The sequence below is a fragment of the Sphingomonas sp. 1185 genome (genome assembly GCF_040544655.1).
GTDB lineage: Bacteria > Pseudomonadota > Alphaproteobacteria > Sphingomonadales > Sphingomonadaceae > Sphingomonas.
In genome coordinates this window covers 1-23,604 of record NZ_JBEPKL010000042.1, presented here as the reverse complement: position 1 = coordinate 23,604, position 23,604 = coordinate 1, and the positions used below count along the sequence as shown (strand labels likewise).

The window sequence follows — 23,604 nt, the reverse complement described above, 5'->3', positions numbered from 1 at the left end:
AGGCGCAGGCGTCGGCAAATATCCGATTTCCAGCGATTTCGTCCGTGAACGCTCCCGCCGAACCGCCTCGCATCGCGTTTTCGGACGGTCTGGATGGTGAACTGGGAATGTAGGCGCATTCTCATAATGCCACCGGGCGGCGGCAATCGGGAAGCAGTCAGAGCCACCAGTGATAGCTGACATTTGGGACAAAGTTGGCCGGCGCGGTGGAACGCGACGATCAAGCCGACATGATCGACAGCACCATTGTCCGGGCACATCATTGTGCCGTGGACATAAAAAAAGGATTGGCGAGGCCGAGGCGCCCTTCGACTTCGCTCAGGAGCGCCTTGGCCGATCGCGCGGCGGCTTAACCGCCAAACTCCACGCCCGCTGCGATGTTAGAGGTCGCCCGCTCACCTTCGCCCTGACGCCGGGCCAGGCGCACGACACGCAAGGCTTCGGCCCTCTGATACGCATGATCGCCGACTGGATCGACGCTCTGCTTGCGGATAAAGGCTATGACAGCGACGCGGTTCGCGACACCCTGACCAGCATGAACGTCGAGGCCGTAATCCCGGCTCGGCGCAACCGTCGCAATCCGGCTGCGCATGATCGGGGCAAGTGCCGCTGGCGCAACCAGATCGAGCGACTGTTCAACAAACTCAAGAATTGGCGACGGGTCGCCACCCGATATGATAAAACCGCCGAGTCCTACATCGGCTTCGTCAGCCTCGCATCAGTCCTGCTCCGGCTGCCCTTTGTCCACGACGCCTAGCTATTCGCACCGCTATATTTGATGATGCCGTTGATGCCCGCCGGGAAGAAGCCGCCCGAGGACACTGACAGGACCGAGGTATACAGGATGCCAAGCGCCTGTTCCGGGGAACGGCGGATGGCCACCCAGTTGGCGCCATCGGTAATGCCGATATTGGGGCTCGTACCGCGCGAACCGATATCCTGATCGCGATTTCCCGGTCCATCAAAGGGGTTGCGAGCGCTCGCCATTCTGCTTGCGCGCGTGAACAATGTGGGCTGGCCATTCGCAGGTGTGGTTTCGACCGATGCACGCGTGAAGAGGACGTTGCGAAGAGCGGAATCCGTGGCCGCAATGCCCGCCGTCAATGGTCCGAAATAGGTTCGCGTCGATGTCGCCATGTTCCAGGCCAGCTCGTCCATCGCACTGGTCAGCACCGCCGACAGGCCGACCGCCGCCAGCAGAAAGTCATTCTCCGACGCATAGGGATCATAGAAGCTGGTCGGTGCGGTAGTGCTGGTCGGCACCGAGAACGCCTGAAACGCGCTGTTCTGCCCCCCTGCTATCGAGATTGCGGGTTGGGCGGTCACCGCATTTCCCAAGGTCTTGCGCAAGAATGCGACGCGCGCCGTGGTGGTGTTCGTGACTTCGCGCAAGATGGCCAGAAGCTTCTGATCCGAAAAGGTGACGCGCCGCCCCCCGGAAACCTGCCCCAACGTGCCGCTTCCGGTCGTCAAGTTCGCCGCCAACGCCGATCCGTTCAGCCCGACCTGCAGGAACGAGGCGACCAGATAGTGCAGTTGCAGCGCGAAATTCAGGCGATCGGTATCCGTCGCGGTATAGGTGGGCGGCACCGAAACCGCTGTTGTCGATGTCGCGGTCGGAGCTGGAACATTCTCGGCCCCCACGACATCGTCCTTGCAGGATGACAGCAGGGCAATGCCGGTCATCGCGGAGACCCCGCCAATGACCCCCAGAAATCCGCGCCGACTTTCCAAACCGCGATCCACGTTCGAGTTCATCCCTCATCCCCCCAATTTGATAGCGCGCTCAATTTGCCGCGCTGCTGACAATCCCGCCGTTGATGCCATTCGGAAAAAAGCCGCCTTTGGTGACGGAGGCAGAGGTCATGAACAGGACGTTCAGGGCCTGTTGCGGCGACCGGGCCAGATAGCATCCGTCGGCGTCGACGACCGTCAGGCGGGTCGCGACATTGCCGTCGGCCCCCGTCACCGGCGACATGCCACGGTCGGTCGTGCTCGTGCCGTCGATCGCGTCGCGCCACGCGGCAAGCTTGTCCATCATGACGATCAATTGCGGGTTGGAGTCCGCTAGGTCGTACAGCATCGACCGGACGGACGTGACGTTGCTGGCGATCGACGCGGCCATCGACATCATCATCGCCATGGCGACCGGATCGGTCATGCTGGCGAGGATCGAGGCATAGGTCGAAGCCTGAACGCTCAGAAACACGTCGGCGCCCAACAGGCAGTTCGTCGGCGAGGTATAGGGACTGAACGTATCGTTCGGGCCGATCGCACCAGCCATGCGGAACATCTGCGTAAAGGCTTCCGGCCGATAATCGATAAAGGTCTGAGCCACGCAGTCCGCGCGCAGCATCCCGCGGATCGTGAGCGTTTGATACCAATGCTCGTCGGCAATTTCCTGGATTCGCGATTGAAGAATGCGCTCGGCCGTCGCTGGAAATTTCACCTGCTGCAAATTCTGGGCAACAACACCGGCATCGCCGGACAGTTCCCCGCCGCGAATATGCTGAGCGGGTAGCTGCCGATTGTCGCCATAGATCAGGAATTGCAGGTAATTGGTCGACAGATATTGCATGTGCAGTGCGAATTGCAGCGGCACCTTGTCCACCGATGATGACACTTCGGCCCGCGATCTGCCTGCGAATCCTGTGAGTGCTGCCCCCCCCAGCAGGGCGATCAGCGCATTGCGGCGGAAATTGCCCTCCGGCGCCAGCACTCCCGCCTCATGCTTGTCAACTTGACTGACTTTTCCCATCGCAGCCCCCTTTCGCGCAATGTCAAACCGGGCTCGTCGTGCCTCGGTTTATCCCCCCATGCAGACGGCAGCGCTCTCACGGCCGCCATCCACACAAGCAATATCACCCATCATTTTTTGTTAGACAAGATAAAAAATTACATACACAATATACAAACTGGAATGAGCTGGCGCGGGGGGCGCGGTGCCGTTTCAGGAGGGGGGAGAACGGAAAAATGTCGCGTAAAGCAAATTTGATCAACGGTGCCGCTATGCTTGCCATTGCCGCCACATGTACTTCTCAGGCGGCTTTTGCATCGAAAAACAAAGACTTGATTTCGCAGTCTTCTGCCACGGATACGGTGACGTCAGATACGCGCGGCAATCCTGATAGGAGGCAAAAAAAGACGAAGAAAAATAAAGCTTTGACGAAAGACAACTCGCCTGTGGTCAATGGCGAGTCTGGTCGTCTCGAGGGCGAAGTCGTCGTGACCGGTCTTCGCGAGAATGTGAAGAGTGCACGGAGCGCAAAACGGCGCGCGCAACAGATCGTCGATGTCGTTTTGGCGCAGGATATCGGTAAGTTGCCTGACAAAAACGTCGCGGAGGCACTAGCCCGCGTACCCGGTATCCAGATCGACCGTGATCGCGGCGAGGGGGGCAAGGTGCTGATTCGCGGCCTTGATGGCGTGATGACCACAGTCAACGGCTCGCCTACCTTTTCCTCCAGCGGCCGAACGACGGATCTCAACGACATCTCTTCGGATCTCGTCGCGGGGATCGAGGTCTATAAGACTCGTACGCCCGATCAGGTCGAAGGCAGCCGGACGGGCGTCATCAATCTGACCTTGCGGCGTCCGACCGATTTCAAGCCGGGTGCGACCTACGCAATCAGCTCGCGCTTCGATTATTCCGATCGAATCAAGAAGGTGAACCCGTATTACAGCGCGCTGGTCGCCTATAATCAGGATACGCCGATCGGTCGCATGGGCTTCTCCGTCAACGGCACCTGGAATCAGGTCGGGTATAATGAAGCTGTTCGTTTCAACGAATTGCCGTCGTTGTTGACCAGCATCCGACAGCCGGTGCTGCCGACCTCTACCCCGGCGCGAATCTATCTTCCTTTCCGCGTCGGGTTCGCCGGCACCGACGGATGGTCCAAGCGTGGCGCGTTCCAGATCTCGTCGCAGTGGAAGCCCGACGATCACTGGGCGATCACCGTGGAGGGCGGCTATTCCAACCGCCAGGCGCTGCAGGCCGACAGCACCTTCTGGATTCCGATCAGTTATTCGGAATCGATGAATGCGCCGCCCAGCCTGTCCAACGTGGTATTGGCCAGCGACGGTCGCCTCGTGAAATCGGTGTCGCTCTACGGTCTGGACCCGATGGGGCCCGGGCGTACATCCTATCTGGAAACGACCAAGGGTTATAATGGCCGCTTTCAGGTGCAATATACCGACGAGCGGATCGATTTTAACGCCTGGGCCAATTACCAGCGCTCGAACCGTTATTCCGACAGCCTGTATCACTCGGTCCGTTTCAGCCAACAGCCGCGGGTGGACGTGATCTTCAATGATCCGAATGATCCGCTGGGTGGCGTCAAGGTCGATTTCAAGAATATCGATACGCTCGACCCGAAAAATTATGTGTATATCGACAATTTTGGCCAACAGCGCCTCGACTCTCGCAGCGCTGAAACCGAAATCAAGGCCGATTTGAAATTCAATACATTCTGGAATTTTATCGACAACTTTAAATTTGGATTTCGCTACAACCGTCGAACCTATGATTATAATTATGGTAGCAATTGGTATGCGTCGCTAAGACTGCCAATCAGCCAGTTGCCGGATTACAAACTCGTCCAGGTGGGTGGACAATTCCAGAGCTCGTCGAATGCGAATTGGTTGATCGGTGATACCAACTCGATCCGCGCGAGTTTCCCGACGATACGCCGGTTGCTGACGCCGATATACCCGAAGCTGGCCCAGACTTTCCCGGCATATGACCCCTATAACGCCTTTTCCGGGGCAGAGGGTGGTTATGCGGGATATGGTCAGTTCCATTACAACATGAAACTGTTCTTCCCGATCGAGGGGATCATCGGAGCACGGCTGGTCAACAACATAACCTCACTGCAATCGCTTCGCCACGTCGAGGCGTTCGTGACCAACAACGATGGCCTGAAGACGTTGGTCAAGACCGATACCTTCTTCACGCCCAAGGGCAACACGCTGGACATCCTGCCAAGCGTCAACGCCATCATGCACTTCACGCCGAAGCTGCAGTTGCGGGCATCCTATACCTATGAGGTCGGTCGTCCGACGGCGAACCAGATTAATCCGGTTCTGAGCCTGAATCTTCAAGACCCGGGCAACGCCACGGGATGGGGCGGCAACGCGCAGCTTCGGCCGGTCAGTCTCAGCAAATATGATGCCTCTCTCGAATGGTATTTCGGTTCGACCGGCTCGGCGAGTGTCGCCGTTTGGCAGTGGAATCAGAATGGACTGATCGCAAACGACACCATGGTGGAATATATGCCGGAAAGTCCGGGCATTCCGATCAAGATCACACGCCCCTATAATCTCGGCATCGGACGTCATCGGGGCATCGAGGGTCAGTTGACGACCTTCTTCACCTTCCTGCCCGGTTTCCTGAAGTCGTTCGGCGGATCGGTGAATGGTACGTTGAACCTCACACGGCAAGCCAATCCCTCCAAAGACGAAAACGGCAACACCGTGTTTGTCTTTGGGCCGATGCTTTACGTCTCGAAATATGTCTACAATCTCACCGGCTTTTTCGAGCGCAGTGGGTTGAACATACGTGTCGCCTATAACTGGCGCTCTCGCCGCCAGCTCTGGCTGGATGGCGGGAATCCGTACAACAATTTGTTCCTGGACCCCGTCGAGCGTCTGGACGCCGCGATCAACTATGACCTCACCAAGAATGTGACGATCGGTGTGGAAGCGTCGAACCTGACCCGCAGTGGCGATCGCAGCTATTGGGGAACCTATGATACGCCCAAGGACGTGAAATATTTCTCACGCAATTTCGCCTTCTCGCTGCGCGCCCGTCTCTAAGAGCCCGACCGAAAATTGAGTTGAGCGATTTCAGCCAGTTGTGATTGACCGAGGGTTGCGAGACCACGGAGATCACATGGGCTGGACCGAAACCGCTCGGCGCGAGCATGACAGGAGAGGTCTGCAGTATGCAAACGACTGCACCGACGGGGAATGGGCGATCATCGCGCCGCTGCTGGCCCGCACGACGAAGGTGGGCCGTCAGCGGCTGCACCGGGCACGGGATCTGCGGGACGCGATCCAGTACCTGGCTGCATAGCAAACATGATCGTTATGGTGACGTTTTAACGCTGAGGCCTTCTCCTGAAAAGGAACGACCAACGAGACGGCCTGCGCCGTCTCGTTTGGGATGGTGAATTGGGAAAGCGGTAGCTGCGCGCCCCGCTTCATGCCGCCTTTCGGCTGATGAAGAGTCCGCTTTCCTTACCGACCTCGAGAACGCCATTTCCTGCCCTGAATGCTTCCGCGATGGCCTCACGAAATGCGGCAAGCTGTGCCTCGTCGGCCCTGTCACCAGGGGGATAAGAGGTGAGGGCTAGAAATACGTCCTCCGGCTCTGTTACCCGCAGGATGGCCGGGTGCTCCGCCATGTTCACGTTGCCAAACTCGGCCTGCATGGACCGCTCGGCCTCGGCATATCCGAATGCAGCGCCGGCCGGGTCGAACGGTTCGCTACCGAACACGGTCGTTAGCCGATACAGTTCGCGGCTGTTGCCTGCTCCGTTTGTGGTCACGGCAAGGAAACCGCCAGGCGTCAAAACGCGGTGCATCTCCGCGAGCCCCTTTGATGGGTCTGGAAGATGATAAAGCATGTGCATGGCTATGACCGCGTCAAAGGAACAATCCTCGAAAGGAAGGTCAGTCGCGTCGGCCTGCTTGCCCACGACCGACTCGAACGGCAGTGACTGGCACCGACCAACCGCTTCCTGAACCATGCCTGGCGATGAATCTGAAAGCGTGATTTGCAGATTTTCTGGAAGTTCACTCGCGGTAGACTCCCAAAACCAGCCTGGACCGCATCCGACGTCGAGGACCTTATTTCCCGCTTGAAGAGGTAGTTGCTTCATCACCCAAGGAAACCAGTCGATCTCGGCGACGGTATAATTGCTGTGAAGGCGAGCACGAGCGGCTAGTTTCTGACTGTCGCTATACTGCTCGCTGTTGCCGGAAGTGATTGGCGACATTACGGAATCTCCTCCGCAAGCTTATTCTGCTTTCGCAAGTACGGGCCGAATAATTGGTCAGCGCCGATGTAGCAAGCCGTTAATACGCTCACCCGTGCCAATGGCTGAAGGCTAGGGCCTTCCCGCAAACGAACCTGTGACGGGAATCCCGCCGCGCCGATCGCGCTGACGGCCGCCTGCGGGTTCCGCTTTCCCAAAACCTGTTCCCGATTTACAATTCCCGAAACTGCCAATTTAGACGGGGAAACGGGAAAGATGTTGATCGGCTATGCGCGTGTCTCGACGGCCGATCAGGACTTGACGTTGCAACTCGATGCACTGGCAAAGGCCGGGTGCGAGAAGGTGTTCACGGACAAGGCGAGCGGCGCGAAGATCGACCGGCCAGGACTGGTCGAGGCGCTGGGCTTCGCACGCGCCGGCGACACGCTGGTGATCTGGAAGCTCGATCGGCTCGGCCGCTCGATCCAGGGTCTGATTGCGCTGGCCGCGGACCTGTCGGAGCGGGGGATCGACTTTCGATCACTGACGGACGGGTTCGACACATCGACGGCATCGGGCCGGCTCCTGTTCCACATCCTAGCCTCGGTCGCGGAGATGGAACGCGAGCTGGTGAAGGAGCGGACGATCGCCGGGCTGGCGGCAGCGCGCGAGAAGGGCAGCACTGGGGGAGGGCGCAAGCTGGTGATGACGCCCGAAAGGATCGACACGGCCCGCAAGCTGCTCGCTGTGGGGGAGAAGCCGGCCCGGATCGCAAGGCTCTTGGGCGTCGGCCTCTCGACCTTCTACCGGCAGTTCCCGGCGAGCGAGCGTCCGGAAGCAGCCACTGCCGACATATGATCCTGTCCCGGTATCAAAGCCCTTCGGCGAGCCGACGCATCTTGTCCATTTCCCGCGCCAGCCGCATCTGCGGACTGTCGTACAGCTCGCGCATCAGGCGCATCTCCGGCCTGTTGTAGATCTCCTGCATCAGGCGAACCGTTGAGTTCTCCTGCACCGCGCGGATCGCACGAAGGGCAGGGGAGTCCATACCAGCCAGCAACATCGCACCACCCGACATGCGTTGGCCTGCGAGCTGCGCAAGCGCGATGTTCCGGGCAACCCGCAAACCCGGGCCGGATTCCGTCTGCCGGTTGATCTTCGCATTGCGCCGGCCACGAGCCTGATCCAGATACCGCTGGCCAGCCTTTTTCCACTTGGCCTGAAGGCGACGGATCGTTGCCTCATCCGGTGCGTCCAGCACCCGCTTGGCTGCCGTGGTCGGTTTCAACGTCGGCGCCGCGATCATCATATCCGCCATCTTGGCAAGGACAGGCCCATCGTTCAGACCCGATCCTTCCGGTCGGCCGCGTCCGCGCTTTGCTGCATTGTTCATCTGCCGGTCCTTTCATGTGCTGACCGCAATATCAGCAAACAAAACAGCAGCTTCAATGACGATAAATCCTGAACAAAAGCGAGGATAATTCACGGTCAAAACGATAGCCTTCCCTCGGAAAGCGAGGATAAATCCGTGTCCGTCCTCAGCCTCCGCTGCGATCAGGCCGCTTTCACGATTTTCTTCCGGCGTGGCTGCTTTTTTAAAACAGGCTTTTTTTCTTCTTCCTCGTCATCATCATCGCTGGGAAGCGGGATCAGATTACCGCTGTCGTCAATATCGTCGAGGTCGAAAGCTCCAATTTCGTTAGCCCTGATTACCAGCGCACGAAACTTATCTTCTGCTACTTTACCCGATATATAGGCTTTTTTTATAACGTGGTACGGATTGAAGAAAATTGCATACGACATTTCGCCCAGAGGGCCAGATTTCAAATCTATAAACCCTAATTCTGCCAAGCGTTTTACACGGTCTCTCCATGTCCGAACTGCACGCTGTCCGGTAAACCCCGCATAAAAAGCCATCTCTTCAGGCCTGTTCAGGGTAATGAAAAGCTCATCATAGAGCCTGCACCACATTTCCAAATAGGTTTGCCCTACTGGAAATCCCTTGCCAGAAAGCCCGTCCATGATATTCATTATGAGCGGCATAGCTCGCGGAACAGTAGAGAACCCGTCTCTTTCTGTTCTATCCCAGAGCATATGATTATTAACATCAGGCCATATTTTAGACCGAGCTTCTAACTGCCTTGCTAAAATGGACCGAGTTTTCGCCATTTCCATTCCTTTTTAAAGGGGGCCGGCTTTGGACACCGGCCCCGAACGACATTCAGAAGCCGGCTTTGGACACCGACATTCGGGCGGGGACGGCTGTGGACACCGCCCCCTTCGCCTAACCTCGCGCTCCCGCATCACCAGGCGCTTTAGTGATCGGGTCCGGGGGTGGAAGCCGGCCGTCACTCGGTCTTGCGATGGCCTCTTGTCCCACATTAGCCACGACAACTCAACTGCAAACGCCAGCCATTATGCGCCTAAGCAGGCCTCATATGACTACGAGTTGCACTTTGTATTAGCATTTTCAATCCAACTCAGATTCTGAGTTGGCACTTTTAGAATTTTTATATCGTCGTATTTGGCTGATTACCGCGCTTCTCTAACCATATCTCCGGTGATGCGGTGATATGGTGACGCTGTGGTGCGGGTGATACGGTGGAGCGGTGGCGGAGGGATTGTCAAGGGAGGGTATCCGCCTCCGCCCGGCCGATCGCCGAAGCAATGCCTTACCCGAAATTATACGGCTGGATGTTAGCCACCGATCGGCAGCAGCCGCACATCCGCGATAAAGCTCTCCAGCGTCTGCAGATGGGGCCGAACGTCCTTAGGGAAAGCGTCAACGATACCTGCGGGGACGACGAGCCGCACGCCGGCATTGGTCATCTCGCGGAACTGCGGTTCCGACACGCCCTCCTGCAATGTCAGCAGGTGCTTGTCGGAAATACGATCGGCCTCGTTGAGGATTTGCCGCCAGCGATCCTTGCACGTCGTCTTGACTGCCAGCATCCGCAGCCGGTCTGCCGGGAAGCTCGAGTCACGGTAGGCGTCAATCGACGGGAACAGGAAGTCGGGCCGCTTGCCTGGTTCGGATTCCGGCTGGTGGGCGAAGTGCGTGCCCTCGACCAGCCGCTCCTCCATGAAGATCGCGCGGGTGTGCAACTCCAAGGACCGACCGGACCTGGCCTTGCGACGCTGGAGGACGGTCTGGGCGCGAGCGATAAAGTCATCGACCGTCGCGAACCCGGCCTGGATATGAGGCAGCTCGATGGCCTGTTCCACGCTTCGGAAAATCTCGAACTCGCAATCGCGGCGACGCATCAACCGCCGGTCGGGATCGAGGCTAGCGTCAGCACGTAGCTCGACCGCCTTGCGGATAATGTCGGCACCCGATGGAAACTTCGTTCGCCATGCCGCCGGGATTTCATCATCAGCCAGCCAACAATTCGCCCGCACGGGCGGGGCCTGCAACAGGCCAAGCAATCCGCCCTGCGCCGGCGGCCATAGCAGCCACTTGCCCGGTTCAACCGGCCCGACCCGATCCTCAACAAGATCCTCTTCCGTTTCATGCCGGCAGACCCAGACGTGACAGTCGGGCACTTCGGGCGGATCGACCTTGCTGAAAGCGAAGACGGTCAGCGCGCCGGTGCTGTCGGGATCGAGCAATGCAGACGCCTGACCGCCGAAATTGGTCAGCCGCGTCTCGTTACGCCCGCCCTTCGGATTGCCGTGCAGCTTGTTATTGTACCAGACTGCCCGGACCTGCTGATGGTCGGGATGGGAATCCACATAGAGGTCGAACCGTACGTCCGGATTTTTCACCGCCGGCTGGTTGAGCATCGGGAAGAAGTCGAACAGCACCTCACGCGGGATATAGGGTCCGGCCTGATGGCTCTCGTTCGCCAGTGTGTCGTTGCCCGACAGGCGCTTCACGTACCAGACGAAGCCGGGGCCGCCATATTCGTCCAGCCACTCGACAAGATCACCCACCGGCACGCAGCGTCCCCCTGATTTCCCCCTGTTTCCGATCGGAGCGAAGCCAGTCGGCCGCGAGTGGCATGATGGCATCAGCCCCGATCCGGCCGGGGCCTTTCATCGAGCATTCCCAGATTTTCAGCACGCGCCATCCGGTATGGTCAAGCGCGGCCTCGACCTCGGCGTCACGTTCTTGGTTGCGGCCGATCTTCTCGCGCCAGAAATCCTGACGTGTGCCCGGCCAGCGGAACAGCGGACAGTCATGCCCGTGCCAGAAACAGCCATGAATGAAGACCGCGGCACGCCAGCGCGGCAGCACCATATCGGGTTTGCCGGGCAGGCGGCGATCGTGAAGAACGAACCGGAACCCAAGGGCATGAAGGCCGCGCCGCACGACCAGCTCGGGCTTGGTATCCTTCCCCCTGATCCCGGCCATCATGCGGCTTCGGGTGGCCGGATCGACTACATCACCCGGCAAGGGCCATGATCCGCTCCGGCTGCTCCGGCTCCGCATCAGCGCGATCGACCAGCCACGGCATCATGTGCGCGGCAACGGCCTTCACCACCGGCACGACGACGGCGTTGCCGAACTGGCGATAGGCTTGGGTATCGGACACGGGGATGATGAAGTCCCGCCCGCCGGGTTCATCGAAACCCATCAAGCGGGCGCACTCGCGCGGGGTCAGACGGCGCGGGTTCTTCCCCTTCTGCTCGACAAGGATTTCCGATCCGTCCTTGTAGTAGCGCGCCGACAGGGTGCGGGCGACGTCGTTCGGCCCGACCAACCCGAACCCGAACCCGTTACCGGCCGCCTTGTGCTTCTCGGCGTAGCCCTGAAGGTAGCGCCAGAGGTGATCGGTCAGCGTGTATTTCTCCGACACCGACGCGATGTTGCCGCGGGTGTAGGGGGGGTCCAGTTCCTCGGTGCCGTCCTCGGGATGCAGGATCGTGCCTAGCCGCGGCCCGGCGAACGGGTCGGGCAATTCCAGATCGGCGAAGGTGAAGGCGTTCGGATCGCGAAAGCCTACGATGAAAATGCGCTCGCGCTGCTGGGGCACGAACGCCTTGGAATTGATGACCTTCCAGTGGACCTGATAGCCAAGCTCCTGCGTCAGCGTGCGGTGGATCACCTCGAACGTCCGGCCCTTGTCGTGGTTGACCAGATTCTTGACGTTCTCCAGCAGGAACGCGCGCGGACGATGATGCTGGATGATCTTCGCCACGTTGAAAAACAGCGTGCCCTGCGTCTCGTCGGCGAAACCGTGCGGCCGGTTCAGGGCGTTCTTCTTCGACACGCCCGCGATTGAGAAGGGCTGGCAGGGGAAGCCCGCCAGCAGCAGGTCGTGCGCCGGGATGCTCTCCACCGGCACCTTCGTTATGTCGCCGGCTACCTCATGTCCGCAGTCGTAATTGGCGAGATAGGTCGCCTGCGAGTATTTGTCCCATTCGCTGGTGAAGACGCATTCGCCTTCCTCGTCAAAGCCGCGACGCAAACCGCCAATGCCGGCGAACAGGTCGATGAAACGAAATGCCTTCGTGCTGGCCGGCGCGACAGCCTGCCGGTGTTCGCGGATCAGCGTGTCCAGCATCCGCACCGCTGCCTTGCGGGGCGGGGCCTCGCCGCGTTCCCAGCGATAGACAGTACGACGGGAGAAGCCCGAACTGGCTGCAAAGGCGTCGATGCTGATACCGGCGCTGGTGCGGAGGCGGGAGAAGTCGGAAACGGAAGGACGCACGGGCACCTCTGGGAAGATTTGTGCCACTCTGTCGCGAAGACTCCCACCACGCAAGAACAAAAGGCGAATCGTCACGCTGTCGTGTCGATTTACAGTCCATTCCTGGTTCCTGATTGACGATACGCGATGGGCTTTATCCCGTGAGGATCGTCAGAATGTTGCAGATGCTGCCGCTGCCCACTGTCCTGCCTGATAGCGTTGCGGGCGGTAGTCAGCCGCACGTCGCGCAGCCGGGCCGAGGCTCCGGCTGAAGCCGCTGCGACGACCGACAATGTTGCCTTGTGGCGATGCCCGGATTTGCCAGAGGCGGGCGAAGTGCGGGTCCATGCCCTTGAGGATGTATCGCTTGGCACCGACGACACCATAGATGCGACGATGCTTTATCGCTGCCGGACTGGTAATCGGCCCTGCGGTAGCCGCCACCCATTCGGGCACCAAACGCCAGAACTCGCGGATCAGCCCCTTCGGGACATGAACCAGCCAATGGACCGCGATCTGTCCGCCGGCCGCCTCGAATGCATAGACATAGGCCGGCGCCACGCCTTTCCTGTTTTTGGGGTGCCGGCGCAGCCAGCGGGCGAACCAGTCCGACAGGAGGTCGCGGAATGCTGCCGTCGCATCATCGGCCGGGCACTGCGTCTTGGAATAATTGATGGTTACGAACTGGTTCAGCGGACAGCCGATCCGTTCGGCGAGGCGCGTTGCATGATGGATGTTTGCCGCCGGCTTTCTTCCGATCTGTGCGGTTACGCGCTTGCTGCTGCCTTCCACGACCCTGCCTCTCCAGCGTTCTCTCCATGTTCCTATCTCAGCCATCTATACTATTGAAGTGCAAGCTGACCCGGAGTCGGCTTGGTGGCCCGGTTCACCCCCTTGGCATGGAATCATCGCAAACATCCCGGGGTCAACAGTACCAGCAGGGTGCACTTGAATTTTCATCACATGTGCTACACAAATGATGCACATGTGATGCGCATGTGATGCGCATGTGATGGAGGCTGATATGGCGACGACGAGAGTGACGGTTTTCGATGAGGTCCGCTTGCCGAAAGGCGATGCGGGATGGGTGCTGTGCTTCCAGTGGGGGCGGTACGACTACGGGGAGGGCGAATTTCAACGCGGCTATCGCTTCATCTGGCGACGACCAGACGGCAGCCTTCAGCCCGCCCGCGGACAGGCGCGCATTCCTACTATCGAGGACATCGAGACGCTGATCGGGATGGCTCGCGCGGCTGGCTGGGGCGATCATGACGGTGACGCTGAAGGGCATGGCGCTACCGCCTGAGGATCGGTGGGGGCATTGATGCCCCCACATTTCTGTCTGGCTTCACCGCCAGCGCCCCGCGGTTAGCGGCGGTGCGGAAGCATCGCGAAAAAAGATATGGACGCCCTTGCCGCCCCCGCGTTACTATGGCTCCGCAGTCAAGGAAATCGCCATGACTGCACTTTATCAACAAAGCAAAGGATTTTGCTTATGTTTTATTCGAGGTATTTAAATGTTTATATCTATTCCTGTTACGATCGCTCTTGGTAGTTTTTCTTACAAGTGGTTTTTAGGTAGTTCCCTTTTGATTTTTTTAAAGTGGGGACTTAACCGGATTCCTCGCGGCGTGAAGTAACCGATCAAACATACCGGGGGCGGGACGCCGCTCCCGGCATGTGATCCACCGCCTTCCCCGGGTCACCGCACGTTCCGGCGGGCTTCCACATTCACGATGCAACGCACCGCGCCGCCTGCCTTGTTCGCCCGTTTCTGACATGCCTCCAGCACAACGCGATTGGCGGTGATGATCCGATCCCCCGCGGCGATGTTGGCGAAGGCATCCGGTGCCGCGGCACGCATCAAGCGCTGTCCGGCTTCCCATTTCGGCAGGTCGAGCGTGCGCGCCGCCATCCATTCCGGCACCTGCCATCTATCCGGCAGCGCGCGGGCGACGACACCCGGCACGACCGTCCACAACAGCATCCCGCCCAGGCACGCCCCTGCCCCGACCTGCCATAGCGTCCGACGCTGTTCGTCCGCGCGGCGGGCGACACCGCCAATCCCGTGCAACGCGGTGGTCGCGCGGTCCATCTTCTCGCCAGCGGTCGCAATCATGCGCCGGTCCTCGTCACGGGCATGGGCACCGGCCGCAACGATCCGGTCGGCGACATAGCGCGGCGCGACATTGTCCTCGGCCGCCTTCGCCAGGATGGCGACATTCTGCATGGTGCCGTTGAGCGCCTTCGCCATCCGGCCCAGCGTCTCGCTGTAATCGGGGATTTCTGGCACCTCGGCACGCTCGGCCGCCAGTCGCTCGATCGCACGCCGCAACAGGGCCAGCTCGCCACGCACGCCCTCGAATGCTTCCGCCGCGGCATCCGGTTCGTGATCGTCGTTCATCCCGTTCCCTTTTCCCGTATGAAAGCACGAAGCCTATCGGCTCATCCCCCGGTCGCGGTCGCGCGCCGGCACGATCGATGCGGACAGCGAGACGCGGATCGACCGCTCCCGCTCGATCCTGATCTCCAGCTCGGGCGCACGCCGGCGCAGCGCGGATTCGAGCTGCGGATCGCGGGCAAGCCCGCCCGCTGCCTTCTCCATGCGTGCCTGTATCCGCTCGGCGCCGGCGCTGTCGCCGGCACGCTCCAGACCGGCACGCTGCCGCTGCATCGCCTGCCAGCCTTCCACGAACCGATCGGCACGCGCATCGGGATCGAGCCGGACACGCTGTTCCTCGGCCATCGCCCGCACCGCACCGCCCGTGTTGCCGCCGGCGGCCTGTTCGATCAGCTTCGGATCGCGCGCCAGCGCCGATGCGAGGTCGCGCGCGGCATGGGGGCGGACGGCATCCAGTACCTCGCCGGCCTTCCGCAACGCCGTCTCCTGATGCGGCAGTACCGGCAGACCCTGATCGCGCATCCGGCCTATATCGGCCGCGGCGCGCGCATAGCGTCGCATCATCGCTGCCTGGTCGGGCTGCGCCTCAGGCGCTGAAGGGGTGGTGATAATCGGACCCCCTTGCTCCCTGACCGGCTTCGGCCGGAACCCGGCGAACATGCCCCGCGCCTTGTCGCGGACCTTCTCGACCACCTGGCGCGCGAGTTCCGGGAACCGGATCTCGCGCCGGTCGGCGAAGGCGCGGGCATGGTCCTGCTGGCTGCGGTCGGGCACATAGTCTCCGGCCATGTCCTTGCCGCGGTCGCGCGACAGCACGCGCGTGAGTTTACCCTGATCGGCGAAGTCGTCGCGGCCGTAATGGAGTTGCACGCCATCGCGGTGCCGCGACAGGCCGACATAACCGCTATGCCGGTCCATCCCCGGCGTGGCGAGGACGTGCGCGTAATCGACCGTCACGCCCTGCGACTTATGGAAGGTCGCGGCATAGCCGTGATCGACGGCAGCATAGTCCTTCGCCGCGAACGTCACTTCGCGCCCGCCATCGAGGCGGACAGTCATGCCATCCGGCGTGACGTGCGCGATCGTGCCCAACGTGCCGTTCTTCACGCCCAGCGATCGTTCGTTGCGCAGGAACATCAGCCGGTCGCCCGCCGCAAAGTCGCGGGCACCCCGATCGGCCGCGAATGCCACGTCCTCGCCCAGCTCCCCGCTAGCGCGCAGCCGGTCGCGCGCCTCCCCGTTCAGTTCGCGGACCTCGGCGTTGGTGTGGGTAAGGATGATGCGGGCCTTGTCCGGTTCGGCTTGGCGCTGGCGATCCCACCCGTCGACCAGTTCCGCCCGCGCCGCCTCGCGCGTGTCCGCCGAATGGACCATCCCGTGCGCGGCATAGGCATCCAGCGCCTCGCCCGTGCGACCCGTGGCGAGCGCCCGCGTGGCGTCCCGCTGCCAGTCCTCGCGCTGCCGGCGAACCTCGGTGATCTCCGCCGCGCCGTGCCGCTCGGCGATCAATCGGAACGCCGCGCCCGCCTCGATCGCCTGCAACTGCTCAGGATCGCCCACCAGCACGACCTTCGCGCCGGCGTCACGGGCATGGGACAGCACCCGCTCCATCTGGCGGGTGCCGATCATGCCCGCTTCGTCGACGACCAGCACGTCCTTCGGCCCGAGCTGATCGCATCCCTGCGCCCAGCCATGCTCCAGGCTGGCGATGGTGCGGGATCGGATGCCTGATCCGCCCTCCAGATTCTCGGCCGCGATCCCCGACAACGCCGCACCGCGCACCTGGTAGCCTTCCCGCTCCCACGCCTCCCGCGCGACGCCCAGCATCGCCGACTTGCCGGTGCCGGCATAGCCGACGACCGACGCCAGCCCGTCGCGTCCGGTGATATGGTCGAAGGCGTCGCGCTGCTCGCCCGACAACACCAGCCCCCGCCCCTCGGCCGCCCCGATCGCGGCATCCCGCTGCCGATCGCCGACACCATGATCGCCGCGGCGCGCCAGCTCGTCGCCGGCCTTCTCCAGTCGCGCCTCGGTCGCGATCATGTCGCGGGAGGTGAACCGCTCCTGGTCGCGACCGTCCTTGCCCAGCGCGACCAGCTCGGGGCTGGCGCGCACCGCCGCCATCACCCGGTCGAACTGCTCCTTGCCGTCCGAATGGCGGAACGCGAACACCGCCAGGTCGCGGGTGGTGAACGTCGCCTGCTGCCGGGTAATACCATCGAGCGCATGGCGCGGATCGGCGATGATCCGCTCGCCGTTCTCACGCGCGATCCGGACATGATCCTCGGCGTTGCGGTGCGGTTGCCCCTCCAGCTCGTGCCGCTTTCCCATCGGCCCGATCTTGTGCTGCGGCTCCAGCTCGATGCCCTGCGCCTTGTAGCTGCGATGGTCTATCCGGGCGTCCAGTCCCAGCTCCGCCATCCGCTCGTTGACGTGCGCGCTCCACGCCTCGCGCCACTCCTTCAACAGCTCCGTGCTGTTCCAGTCGCGGTTCTTCTTGCCGAACCCGTCCGGTCCCACGTCGCGCATCGACAGCATGACATGCGCGTGCGGCTTCGGGCTGCCGTCCTTCGCCCTGTCCCAATGCACGTTGAGGTCCGCGACCATTCCGCGCTTCACGAACTGCTCTTTCACGAAGTCGCGGGCGAGCGCGACGCCCTGCTTCTCGTTCATCTCGCGCGGGATCGAGAACTCCACCTCGCGGGCGAGTTGCGCGTCCTTGCGCTTCTCCCCGGCCTCTACCTCGTTCCAGAGCGTGGTGCGGTCGCTCAAACGCTCCGCCGCGCCCTGCGGCAAAATCACCTCGGAGTGAACGACGCCGGTCTTGTTCGAGAAGTCGTGCGATCGTCCAAGCCGCTGGTCGGGCAGCTCGGATGCGGAGCGATAGGCAGCCGACGCGACGGCACTGGAACCGTTCGCGCGGCTGATGACCTTGGCGCTGAAATGGTAGATCGCCATCGCGCTTCTGTTTCTACCTTTCTTAGTGCACGTCGGCAACGACGTATAAGCGCGCACTCACAATCTGCTGTGCATCTCCTGATTGACTTGGTGGTGCTTGTTGTTCGCGGTTGTCCTCACCTACGGGTTTGCTAGGTTGGTGTGGATCACACGCAAGACGGAGGCACCATGCGCAGGGTGCGGGATTACGATGCGGAACTGAAGGCGCTGGAAGACAAGGCACGGGCCTTGAAGGCGCGCCGGGTCGAACAGCTCGGGACGCTCGTTACCTCCACCGGGGCCGATGCGCTCGACATGGAAATGCTGGCCGGCGTGCTGCTCGATGCCGTCGCGACGAAGGATGCCGATGCGAAGGAGGCGTGGCGCGCGAAGGGGGCCGCCTTCTTTCAGCGGCGTGGGCGCAAAGGTTCACGAAAGGCTGGCGGCGACGGCAGTAGCGGAGCGCCACAACCGGGCGCTGGTCCTGCGCCTGGAAGCGGCGCGGCGTCGGACTGATACGCGGAGCTGGGTCGTGCAACGTCGCGAGCGTACCCGTCACCTGATCGAGCTGGGCGGCCTCATCCAGAAGGCCGGGCTGGTCGACCTCGCCGATGACGATCGCGCGACCATCTACGGCGCGCTGCTGGAGCTGGTCGGACGTGCGCGGGACGACGCTGCCGGCGACGTGCTGGCGCTCTGGAAGCGACGCGGTAGGCGGGCATTCGACGCGGAAGCGGAAGCATCGGAAACGACGGCATGAACCGCCCGGTGATCGAGCGGATCGTCGTCTGCGTGCTGGTCGCCGGCTTCACGATCGGCACGATCACGCACACCCTCCACCTCATCAATGTCGGGTGGATCGTGTTCGACGACGCGCCGGTCTGGATGAACGTCTATTGGACCGCATTGACCGCGCTCGATCCGCTCGCCGCGATGCTGCTGATCTGGCGGCGTCCGGTCGGGCTGGCGCTGGGTGCCGCCATCATCCTGAGCGATGTCGCGATCAACAGCTATGCCCTCTACGGGCTTGGCCTGCCCTTCGGATTCCTGTCGCTCCAGCTCCAGACCCTGTTCTGCGGATTCCTGCTCGGCGCGGCCGGGTTCCTGACAAGGAGACACGTCGATGCCGTTGGACGTTGAAGCAGTCAGGGCGGAGGTCCGTGCGCTGGATTATGTACGCGGCACGCCGGTGGAAGCCGCCGACTGGCACCGGGCCGATGCGGACGCGCGCCACAACAACGTCATCGAGGGCTTGGAATACTCGCCAGTCGAGGAAGCGCTGTTCGACATGCTCCGCGACGAAGCGGTGCCGCCCGATCTGGCCACGCAGATCGTCCTCAAGTTGATGGATCATCCCGACGCCGATCGGAGCCTAGCGATCACGCCTGTCGGAACGGGGTGGTAATGCCGCCCCGCCGGATCAGACCGCTATGGGCGCTGCTGATCGTCTTCGTCGTGCTGATGGCGAGCAACGCCTCGCTCAAGGGCATCTTCGGCGTCGGCGAAATCGCGACCGACGTGCCGTTCCTGCTGACGGGCCTCACCCTGTTCGGCATCTGGAAGTTCAACCGCCGCGGCCGCAATCACAACACCCTGATGGGTTCGGCCCGCTTCGGCGACCGGCGCGACCTGGCGAAGCTGGAAGGATCGGGCGACCTCATCATCGGCCGGTCGGGTCGGAACAACAAACTGCTGCGCTACGATGGCGCAGCCCATCTGCTGACGATGGCGCCCACCCGGTCGGGCAAGGGCGTCGGCACGATCATTCCCAACCTGCTGCTGCTCGACCGCTCGGTGATCTGCATCGACCCCAAAGGCGAGAATGCCCGCGTCACGGCCCGCACACGCGCCACGAAGGGCGATGTGTGGTGCCTGGACCCCTTCGGCGTCTCCGGGCGTCCAGCGGCCCGCTACAACCCGCTGGCGTGGCTCGATGCGACAAGCCCGGACCTCGCGGAAGATGCGCAGACGGTCGCCGACGCGCTGGTCCACGACGCGCCGGGGCAGTCGGGCGAGGCGCACTGGAACGAGGAAGCCAAGGCGCTCATCGCCGGCATCATCCTGCACACCATCATCCATGAACCCATGTCCCGCGCGACGCTGGCGACGGTGCGCGACAAGCTCACCCGCGATCCCGCCGGCTTCGCCGCGCTGCTCGCCGACATGCAGGCCAGCACCGGGGCGCACGGCCTGATCGCGCGCGCCGCCAACCGCCACCTCGGCAAGTCCGATCGCGAGGCCGCGGGCGTGCTGTCGTCCGCCCAGCGCCACACCCACTTCCTTGACAGCCCGCGCATCGTGGACAGCACGTCCGCGGCCGATTTCCGGTTCGCGGACCTGAAGGAGCGGCCGGGCACGGTGTTCCTGTGCCTGCCGCCCGATCGGCTCGATACCTATGCGCGCTGGCTGCGGTTGCTGATCGCCCAGGCCGTCGCCGACATGGCGCGCTCCCCTGCCCGGCCGGAACGCCCGGTCCTGTTCCTGCTCGATGAGTTCGCTGCGCTCGGCCGCCTCGATCCGGTGGAGCGCGCGATGGGGCTGATGGCGGGGTACGGGATGCAGCTCTGGCCAATCCTCCAGGACATGCACCAGCTCAAGGCGACCTATGGCGAGCGCGCCGGCACCTTCATGTCGAACGCCGGCGTGATCCAGACGTTCGGGGTCAACGATCTTGCCACCGCCGACATGCTGTCGCGCACGATCGGCGACACCACCATTGAATATGAGACGTTCGGCACGTCCGGCCCGGCAAGCATCTTCAGCGACGGCACCCGATCGGAAAGCGCCAGCAGCCATGTCGCCGCGCGCCGGTTGGCGACGCCCGATGAAATCATGCGGATGAACCCCGACGACCTCCTGCTGCTGCGGCAGGGCGAGCACCCGCTCGTCGTCGGCAAGATCCGCTACTATGCCGAACGCGAGTTCGCCGGCCTCTACGATCCGGAGTAATCGCACACACCGGCGAACCCGACGATTGGTTCGGGGTATCTCCCCACCCTGCCCTTTCAACGAGCGTGACGCTGACAGGTACACACCGCCGGATCGGCTTGGCCTTTCCCGGAAGCTTGCGGCCGTAAGGCCGCTCCTGTGACGGCGATAGCCGGCACGAAACGAAAGCGTATTGCCCAAAGGGCAATTCCGCACTCTCCTTTCTTTTGTTCGAGCCGCGTCGTGGGGTTAAGTGATTCTGTTAAATAGGAATCGTTAAGAAGGTTAAGGGGCAAAAAGATGCCAAAAAATCGCCTTCCTGCAATGAGTTGAGCAAGTGGCTGGTGTGTGATCCCACGTGATTCGGTGTGTGATCCCACGATAGCGCGGTGTGTGATCCCACGACTGCACGGTGTGTGATCCCACGATGATCGCTTGCTGTTCTGCGGGTCGATTATTGCTTGATCCGCGCTCTCAACGCCTGCTGCCCGCCTCCGCATCTGATACGGACGAGCCTTGCGGTGTGTGATACCACGATAGTCAGCGTTCGCCGGCGAGCTTGTCCATCAGGTCGTCCACCTCGGCGGCGCGGCGGCGATCGGCATCGAACCTGTTCCGCCGTTCCTGCTCAGCCTCCAACCTGGCTGTCAGCGCTAGTGCCTCCGCTTCTCCCCGAAGCCGGAACAGCACGGCAGGACTACCATCTGCTGTTGCGGTCATCTGCATCGCATAATCAGGGAGCTGGTCAGCCTCCACCACCTTGCGGAGCATCCGGTTGAACTCTTTGGGTTTGCTGTCGCTGCCGGTCTTGTCGCGCAGCACCTCCACGCGACACGTCCACCCGCCCTTCTGGTTGCCGGCGTGCTTGCGCGCGATACGATACAGGGCGCGTTCCAGCCCGCCGGTCAGCAGGAAATAATCTTGGTGCATGGTGAGCAGCGACCGCTCCCCCATAATTCCCTCATATACCCAATCCGACAGCGTAATGGTCATCCCACGCGGTTGGTCGGTGTCCGGGTCCACCTCCAGCGTCCATTTATCGAGCCAGTTGAAACCTGCCTTGGTCCGCCGCTTGGGCGCGCGGATCGAGGTTGATATGGAAGTCGTCTGAAGCCGCTGGAGTGCGGCCTGCAACTCCTGATAGGCCCGGCCGCTGGTGTCGCGCTTGATCGCCCGCAATAGGTCGTAGGACGTCGTTTTGAGCGTCCGGGGAAGGTCGTTAACCCCCTGCTCTCGCATCCGATTGAGCGTGGACGCCGCCCATATCAGGATATCGGCGTCCCAGATCGTCGCCATGCCGTAGGCAGGGATCGCCTCGATCTTCACCCACGTCTCGCCGTCCGGGCTACTATACTCGATCGGCTTCACCCGCTTGCGCTTCTGGAGTGAGAAAAACGGCCTCTCCATCGTCTCCCGCTGATCCTTCAGCGGGAGGTCGCCCATCAACGGGATGAATAGATCAAACTCGGGATTGGGATTCTGGCGCTTGGTCATGACGCTTCAATCCTGCCGTCCTGCATATTTGCAGATGTGCACATTATTACGCACGGCCGAATTGCTTGTCGGCATCATACTTGGCGACCAGCTCGCTGATCGCCTCGGCAAGTAGGTCTTGGTGACTCCGCCGTGTCCGCGCTGCCAAGACGCGAAACGCCTCCGCCGTAGGATCGGCCGGATCAAAATATGCGCCAAGGTGATACTTTCCCGGTCGCTTGCCACTAGACCGTGCTGCACTCGATGGTGAGGTCGGCGAAGCTGGCTGATGGTCCGGCTCTGGGTCGCGAGGGGAGGGGGACGCTACTGCCGGCCCCAACAAGGAAGTCCGTTTCGCCATAATCAAGCCTTCACATTTGCAGGTGTGCAATTCATCACATCATCAAAGATGTGTTTCTGCAAGGCTGCAATCTCCAAGGCAGCTTTACCTTTCGGCTCATGCTCGATGACGCCCAAGCCGTAAGGCCATGCCGCTCGGTATGCGCTGCGCTCCCGCAATACGGCACGCGACACCCGTAAGCCGGTCGCCTCGGCAAGCGTTCTGGCATCGTCCAGCAATGTGGTTGCGGTGGGGGGTGCTGCATTCAGCACGACCACGCCCATTCGCCCGGTACTGGTGATAAGCTGCGCCGTTCGTTTGATCGCATCGAGGTCAATCAACGACGGACGACAAGGGATGACGACCAGATCAGCACGCTGCGCCGCTGCTGCGGCTTCCGCGCCCGCTGCGGGCGGTGTGTCGATGATCGTAAGCGCAAAGCCGCTGGCCTCTGCGGCGTCGATCGCCTGATCGAGGCGGCGCGCGCTGATCGGTTCGACATGGGGTAATTCGGCTGTCCGTCGCTCACTCCAAGCAGTCGCGCTCTCCTGCGGATCGAGGTCGAAAAGAGCGGTCTTTATCCCGGCCGCTTCCGCGGCAACCGCCAGATTCACCGCCAGCGTCGTTTTACCGACACCCCCTTTTTGCGCTGCAAGCGTGATAATATGCAAGTGTGCACACCTTCAAAAATTCTGATTTGATAATATGCAGAATGGCAGGGTCGCACAACCGCTATTGGGGTGCCTGATGTGCAGGGCAGGGGATTACGCCAACGACCGACCAGCCACGGGGTGTCGCATACGGTCATCCCGATTGGGATGCAGACCGTCCGAAAACAGGGTTGTGGATTCCCGAGCGTACCGGGACGGTGTAATCTTCGGGCATGGGGTACATTGAAGGTCATGCTCGGGATCA

24 protein-coding genes are annotated in these 23,604 nt (G+C 61.7%); 10 read left to right on the top strand and 14 right to left on the bottom strand.

The window, feature by feature from the left end; all coding sequences use genetic code 11:
• Positions 1 to 169: 169 nt before the first annotated feature.
• Complete coding sequence (locus ABIC44_RS18615) at positions 170 to 757, top strand: IS5 family transposase (RefSeq protein ID WP_354296910.1); 588 nt, start codon at positions 170 to 172, stop codon at positions 755 to 757.
• On the opposite strand, the gene ABIC44_RS18610 is transcribed toward ABIC44_RS18615, so the two are convergent.
• Both ABIC44_RS18610 and ABIC44_RS18605 read right to left on the bottom strand, forming a co-directional pair.
• Positions 754 to 1,758 carry a ferritin-like domain-containing protein gene (locus ABIC44_RS18610; RefSeq protein ID WP_354296909.1) on the bottom strand — a complete coding sequence of 335 codons (1,005 nt, stop codon included), beginning with the start codon at positions 1,756 to 1,758 and terminating at the stop codon, positions 754 to 756. The two genes, ABIC44_RS18615 and ABIC44_RS18610, sit on opposite strands and share 4 nt — an antisense overlap.
• Positions 1,759 to 1,786: 28 nt before the next feature.
• Complete coding sequence (locus tag ABIC44_RS18605) at positions 1,787 to 2,758, bottom strand: hypothetical protein (RefSeq protein WP_354296908.1); 972 nt, start codon at positions 2,756 to 2,758, stop codon at positions 1,787 to 1,789.
• A gap of 215 nt (positions 2,759 to 2,973) precedes the next feature.
• Between ABIC44_RS18605 and ABIC44_RS18600 the strand changes: the two genes are divergently transcribed.
• Both ABIC44_RS18600 and ABIC44_RS18595 read left to right on the top strand, forming a co-directional pair.
• A complete protein-coding gene (locus tag ABIC44_RS18600) occupies positions 2,974 to 5,814 on the top strand; it encodes a TonB-dependent receptor (protein WP_354296907.1) in 2,841 nt (946 codons plus the stop codon).
• A 76-nt stretch (positions 5,815 to 5,890) separates the two neighbouring features.
• A complete protein-coding gene (locus ABIC44_RS18595) occupies positions 5,891 to 6,073 on the top strand; it encodes a hypothetical protein (RefSeq protein ID WP_354296906.1) in 183 nt (60 codons plus the stop codon).
• Positions 6,074 to 6,200: 127 nt separating this feature from the next.
• On the opposite strand, the gene ABIC44_RS18590 is transcribed toward ABIC44_RS18595, so the two are convergent.
• On the bottom strand, positions 6,201 to 6,998 hold the full coding sequence (locus ABIC44_RS18590; RefSeq protein WP_354296905.1) for a class I SAM-dependent methyltransferase: 798 nt from the start codon (positions 6,996 to 6,998) through the stop codon (positions 6,201 to 6,203).
• 255 nt (positions 6,999 to 7,253) lie between these two features.
• On the opposite strand from ABIC44_RS18590, the gene ABIC44_RS18585 reads away from it, so the two are divergent.
• Positions 7,254 to 7,835: a recombinase family protein gene (locus ABIC44_RS18585; RefSeq protein WP_354296904.1), complete on the top strand. Its 582-nt coding sequence runs from the start codon at positions 7,254 to 7,256 to the stop codon at positions 7,833 to 7,835.
• Between the two features lie 13 nt (positions 7,836 to 7,848).
• On the opposite strand, the gene ABIC44_RS18580 is transcribed toward ABIC44_RS18585, so the two are convergent.
• From ABIC44_RS18580 to ABIC44_RS18555, 6 genes are all read right to left on the bottom strand, one after another.
• A complete protein-coding gene (locus ABIC44_RS18580) occupies positions 7,849 to 8,370 on the bottom strand; it encodes a hypothetical protein (RefSeq protein WP_354296903.1) in 522 nt (173 codons plus the stop codon).
• Between the two features lie 161 nt (positions 8,371 to 8,531).
• Positions 8,532 to 9,146 carry a hypothetical protein gene (locus tag ABIC44_RS18575; protein WP_354296901.1) on the bottom strand — a complete coding sequence of 205 codons (615 nt, stop codon included), beginning with the start codon at positions 9,144 to 9,146 and terminating at the stop codon, positions 8,532 to 8,534.
• 528 nt (positions 9,147 to 9,674) lie between these two features.
• Complete coding sequence (locus ABIC44_RS18570; protein ID WP_354296899.1) at positions 9,675 to 10,916, bottom strand: type II restriction endonuclease; 1,242 nt, start codon at positions 10,914 to 10,916, stop codon at positions 9,675 to 9,677.
• Positions 10,903 to 11,409 carry a very short patch repair endonuclease gene (locus ABIC44_RS18565; protein ID WP_354296898.1) on the bottom strand — a complete coding sequence of 169 codons (507 nt, stop codon included), beginning with the start codon at positions 11,407 to 11,409 and terminating at the stop codon, positions 10,903 to 10,905. Before ABIC44_RS18565 ends, ABIC44_RS18570 begins: the two co-directional genes overlap by 14 nt.
• Positions 11,363 to 12,706 carry a DNA (cytosine-5-)-methyltransferase gene (dcm, locus tag ABIC44_RS18560; protein ID WP_354296897.1) on the bottom strand — a complete coding sequence of 448 codons (1,344 nt, stop codon included), beginning with the start codon at positions 12,704 to 12,706 and terminating at the stop codon, positions 11,363 to 11,365. Before dcm ends, ABIC44_RS18565 begins: the two co-directional genes overlap by 47 nt.
• Positions 12,707 to 12,781: 75 nt before the next feature.
• Positions 12,782 to 13,402, bottom strand: coding sequence for a hypothetical protein (locus tag ABIC44_RS18555; protein WP_354296896.1), 621 nt, complete (start codon positions 13,400 to 13,402; stop codon positions 12,782 to 12,784).
• 232 nt (positions 13,403 to 13,634) lie between these two features.
• On the opposite strand from ABIC44_RS18555, the gene ABIC44_RS18550 reads away from it, so the two are divergent.
• Entirely contained in the window at positions 13,635 to 13,916 is a 282-nt protein-coding gene (locus tag ABIC44_RS18550) for a hypothetical protein (RefSeq protein ID WP_354296895.1), read from the top strand.
• 396 nt (positions 13,917 to 14,312) lie between these two features.
• Here the strand turns inward: ABIC44_RS18550 and ABIC44_RS18545 are convergent, their stop codons facing one another.
• Positions 14,313 to 15,014, bottom strand: coding sequence for a DUF6118 family protein (locus ABIC44_RS18545; protein ID WP_354296894.1), 702 nt, complete (start codon positions 15,012 to 15,014; stop codon positions 14,313 to 14,315).
• A 33-nt stretch (positions 15,015 to 15,047) separates the two neighbouring features.
• Complete coding sequence (traA, locus tag ABIC44_RS18540; protein WP_354296893.1) at positions 15,048 to 17,969, bottom strand: Ti-type conjugative transfer relaxase TraA; 2,922 nt, start codon at positions 17,967 to 17,969, stop codon at positions 15,048 to 15,050.
• A 168-nt stretch (positions 17,970 to 18,137) separates the two neighbouring features.
• Between traA and ABIC44_RS18535 the strand changes: the two genes are divergently transcribed.
• Genes ABIC44_RS18535 through ABIC44_RS18515 form a run of 5 tightly spaced genes read left to right on the top strand, consistent with a single transcriptional unit; the run spans position 18,138 to position 20,897 of the window.
• The gene (locus tag ABIC44_RS18535; protein ID WP_354296891.1) at positions 18,138 to 18,464 is read left to right on the top strand and encodes a conjugal transfer protein TraD; all 327 of its coding nucleotides are present in this window, start codon (positions 18,138 to 18,140) and stop codon (positions 18,462 to 18,464) included.
• 16 nt (positions 18,465 to 18,480) lie between these two features.
• Entirely contained in the window at positions 18,481 to 18,708 is a 228-nt protein-coding gene (locus tag ABIC44_RS18530; protein WP_354296889.1) for a conjugal transfer protein TraD, read from the top strand.
• Positions 18,705 to 19,088 carry a hypothetical protein gene (locus ABIC44_RS18525; protein ID WP_354296888.1) on the top strand — a complete coding sequence of 128 codons (384 nt, stop codon included), beginning with the start codon at positions 18,705 to 18,707 and terminating at the stop codon, positions 19,086 to 19,088. The genes ABIC44_RS18530 and ABIC44_RS18525 overlap by 4 nt, the downstream gene beginning before the upstream one ends.
• Positions 19,072 to 19,353 (top strand): hypothetical protein, encoded by a 282-nt coding sequence (locus tag ABIC44_RS18520; RefSeq protein ID WP_354296887.1) that lies wholly within the window; start codon positions 19,072 to 19,074, stop codon positions 19,351 to 19,353. Before ABIC44_RS18525 ends, ABIC44_RS18520 begins: the two co-directional genes overlap by 17 nt.
• A complete protein-coding gene (locus ABIC44_RS18515) occupies positions 19,353 to 20,897 on the top strand; it encodes a type IV secretory system conjugative DNA transfer family protein (RefSeq protein WP_354296886.1) in 1,545 nt (514 codons plus the stop codon). The genes ABIC44_RS18520 and ABIC44_RS18515 overlap by 1 nt, the downstream gene beginning before the upstream one ends.
• A 519-nt stretch (positions 20,898 to 21,416) precedes the next feature.
• On the opposite strand, the gene ABIC44_RS18510 is transcribed toward ABIC44_RS18515, so the two are convergent.
• From ABIC44_RS18510 to ABIC44_RS18500, 3 genes are read right to left on the bottom strand one after another with little or no spacing between them, the layout of a single operon-like run.
• On the bottom strand, positions 21,417 to 22,370 hold the full coding sequence (locus tag ABIC44_RS18510) for a replication initiator protein A (protein ID WP_310107110.1): 954 nt from the start codon (positions 22,368 to 22,370) through the stop codon (positions 21,417 to 21,419).
• Between the two features lie 46 nt (positions 22,371 to 22,416).
• Positions 22,417 to 22,710: a ribbon-helix-helix domain-containing protein gene (locus ABIC44_RS18505; RefSeq protein ID WP_354296885.1), complete on the bottom strand. Its 294-nt coding sequence runs from the start codon at positions 22,708 to 22,710 to the stop codon at positions 22,417 to 22,419.
• Positions 22,711 to 22,712: 2 nt separating this feature from the next.
• Complete coding sequence (locus tag ABIC44_RS18500; protein WP_354296884.1) at positions 22,713 to 23,360, bottom strand: nucleotide-binding protein; 648 nt, start codon at positions 23,358 to 23,360, stop codon at positions 22,713 to 22,715.
• Positions 23,361 to 23,604 lie beyond the last annotated feature (244 nt).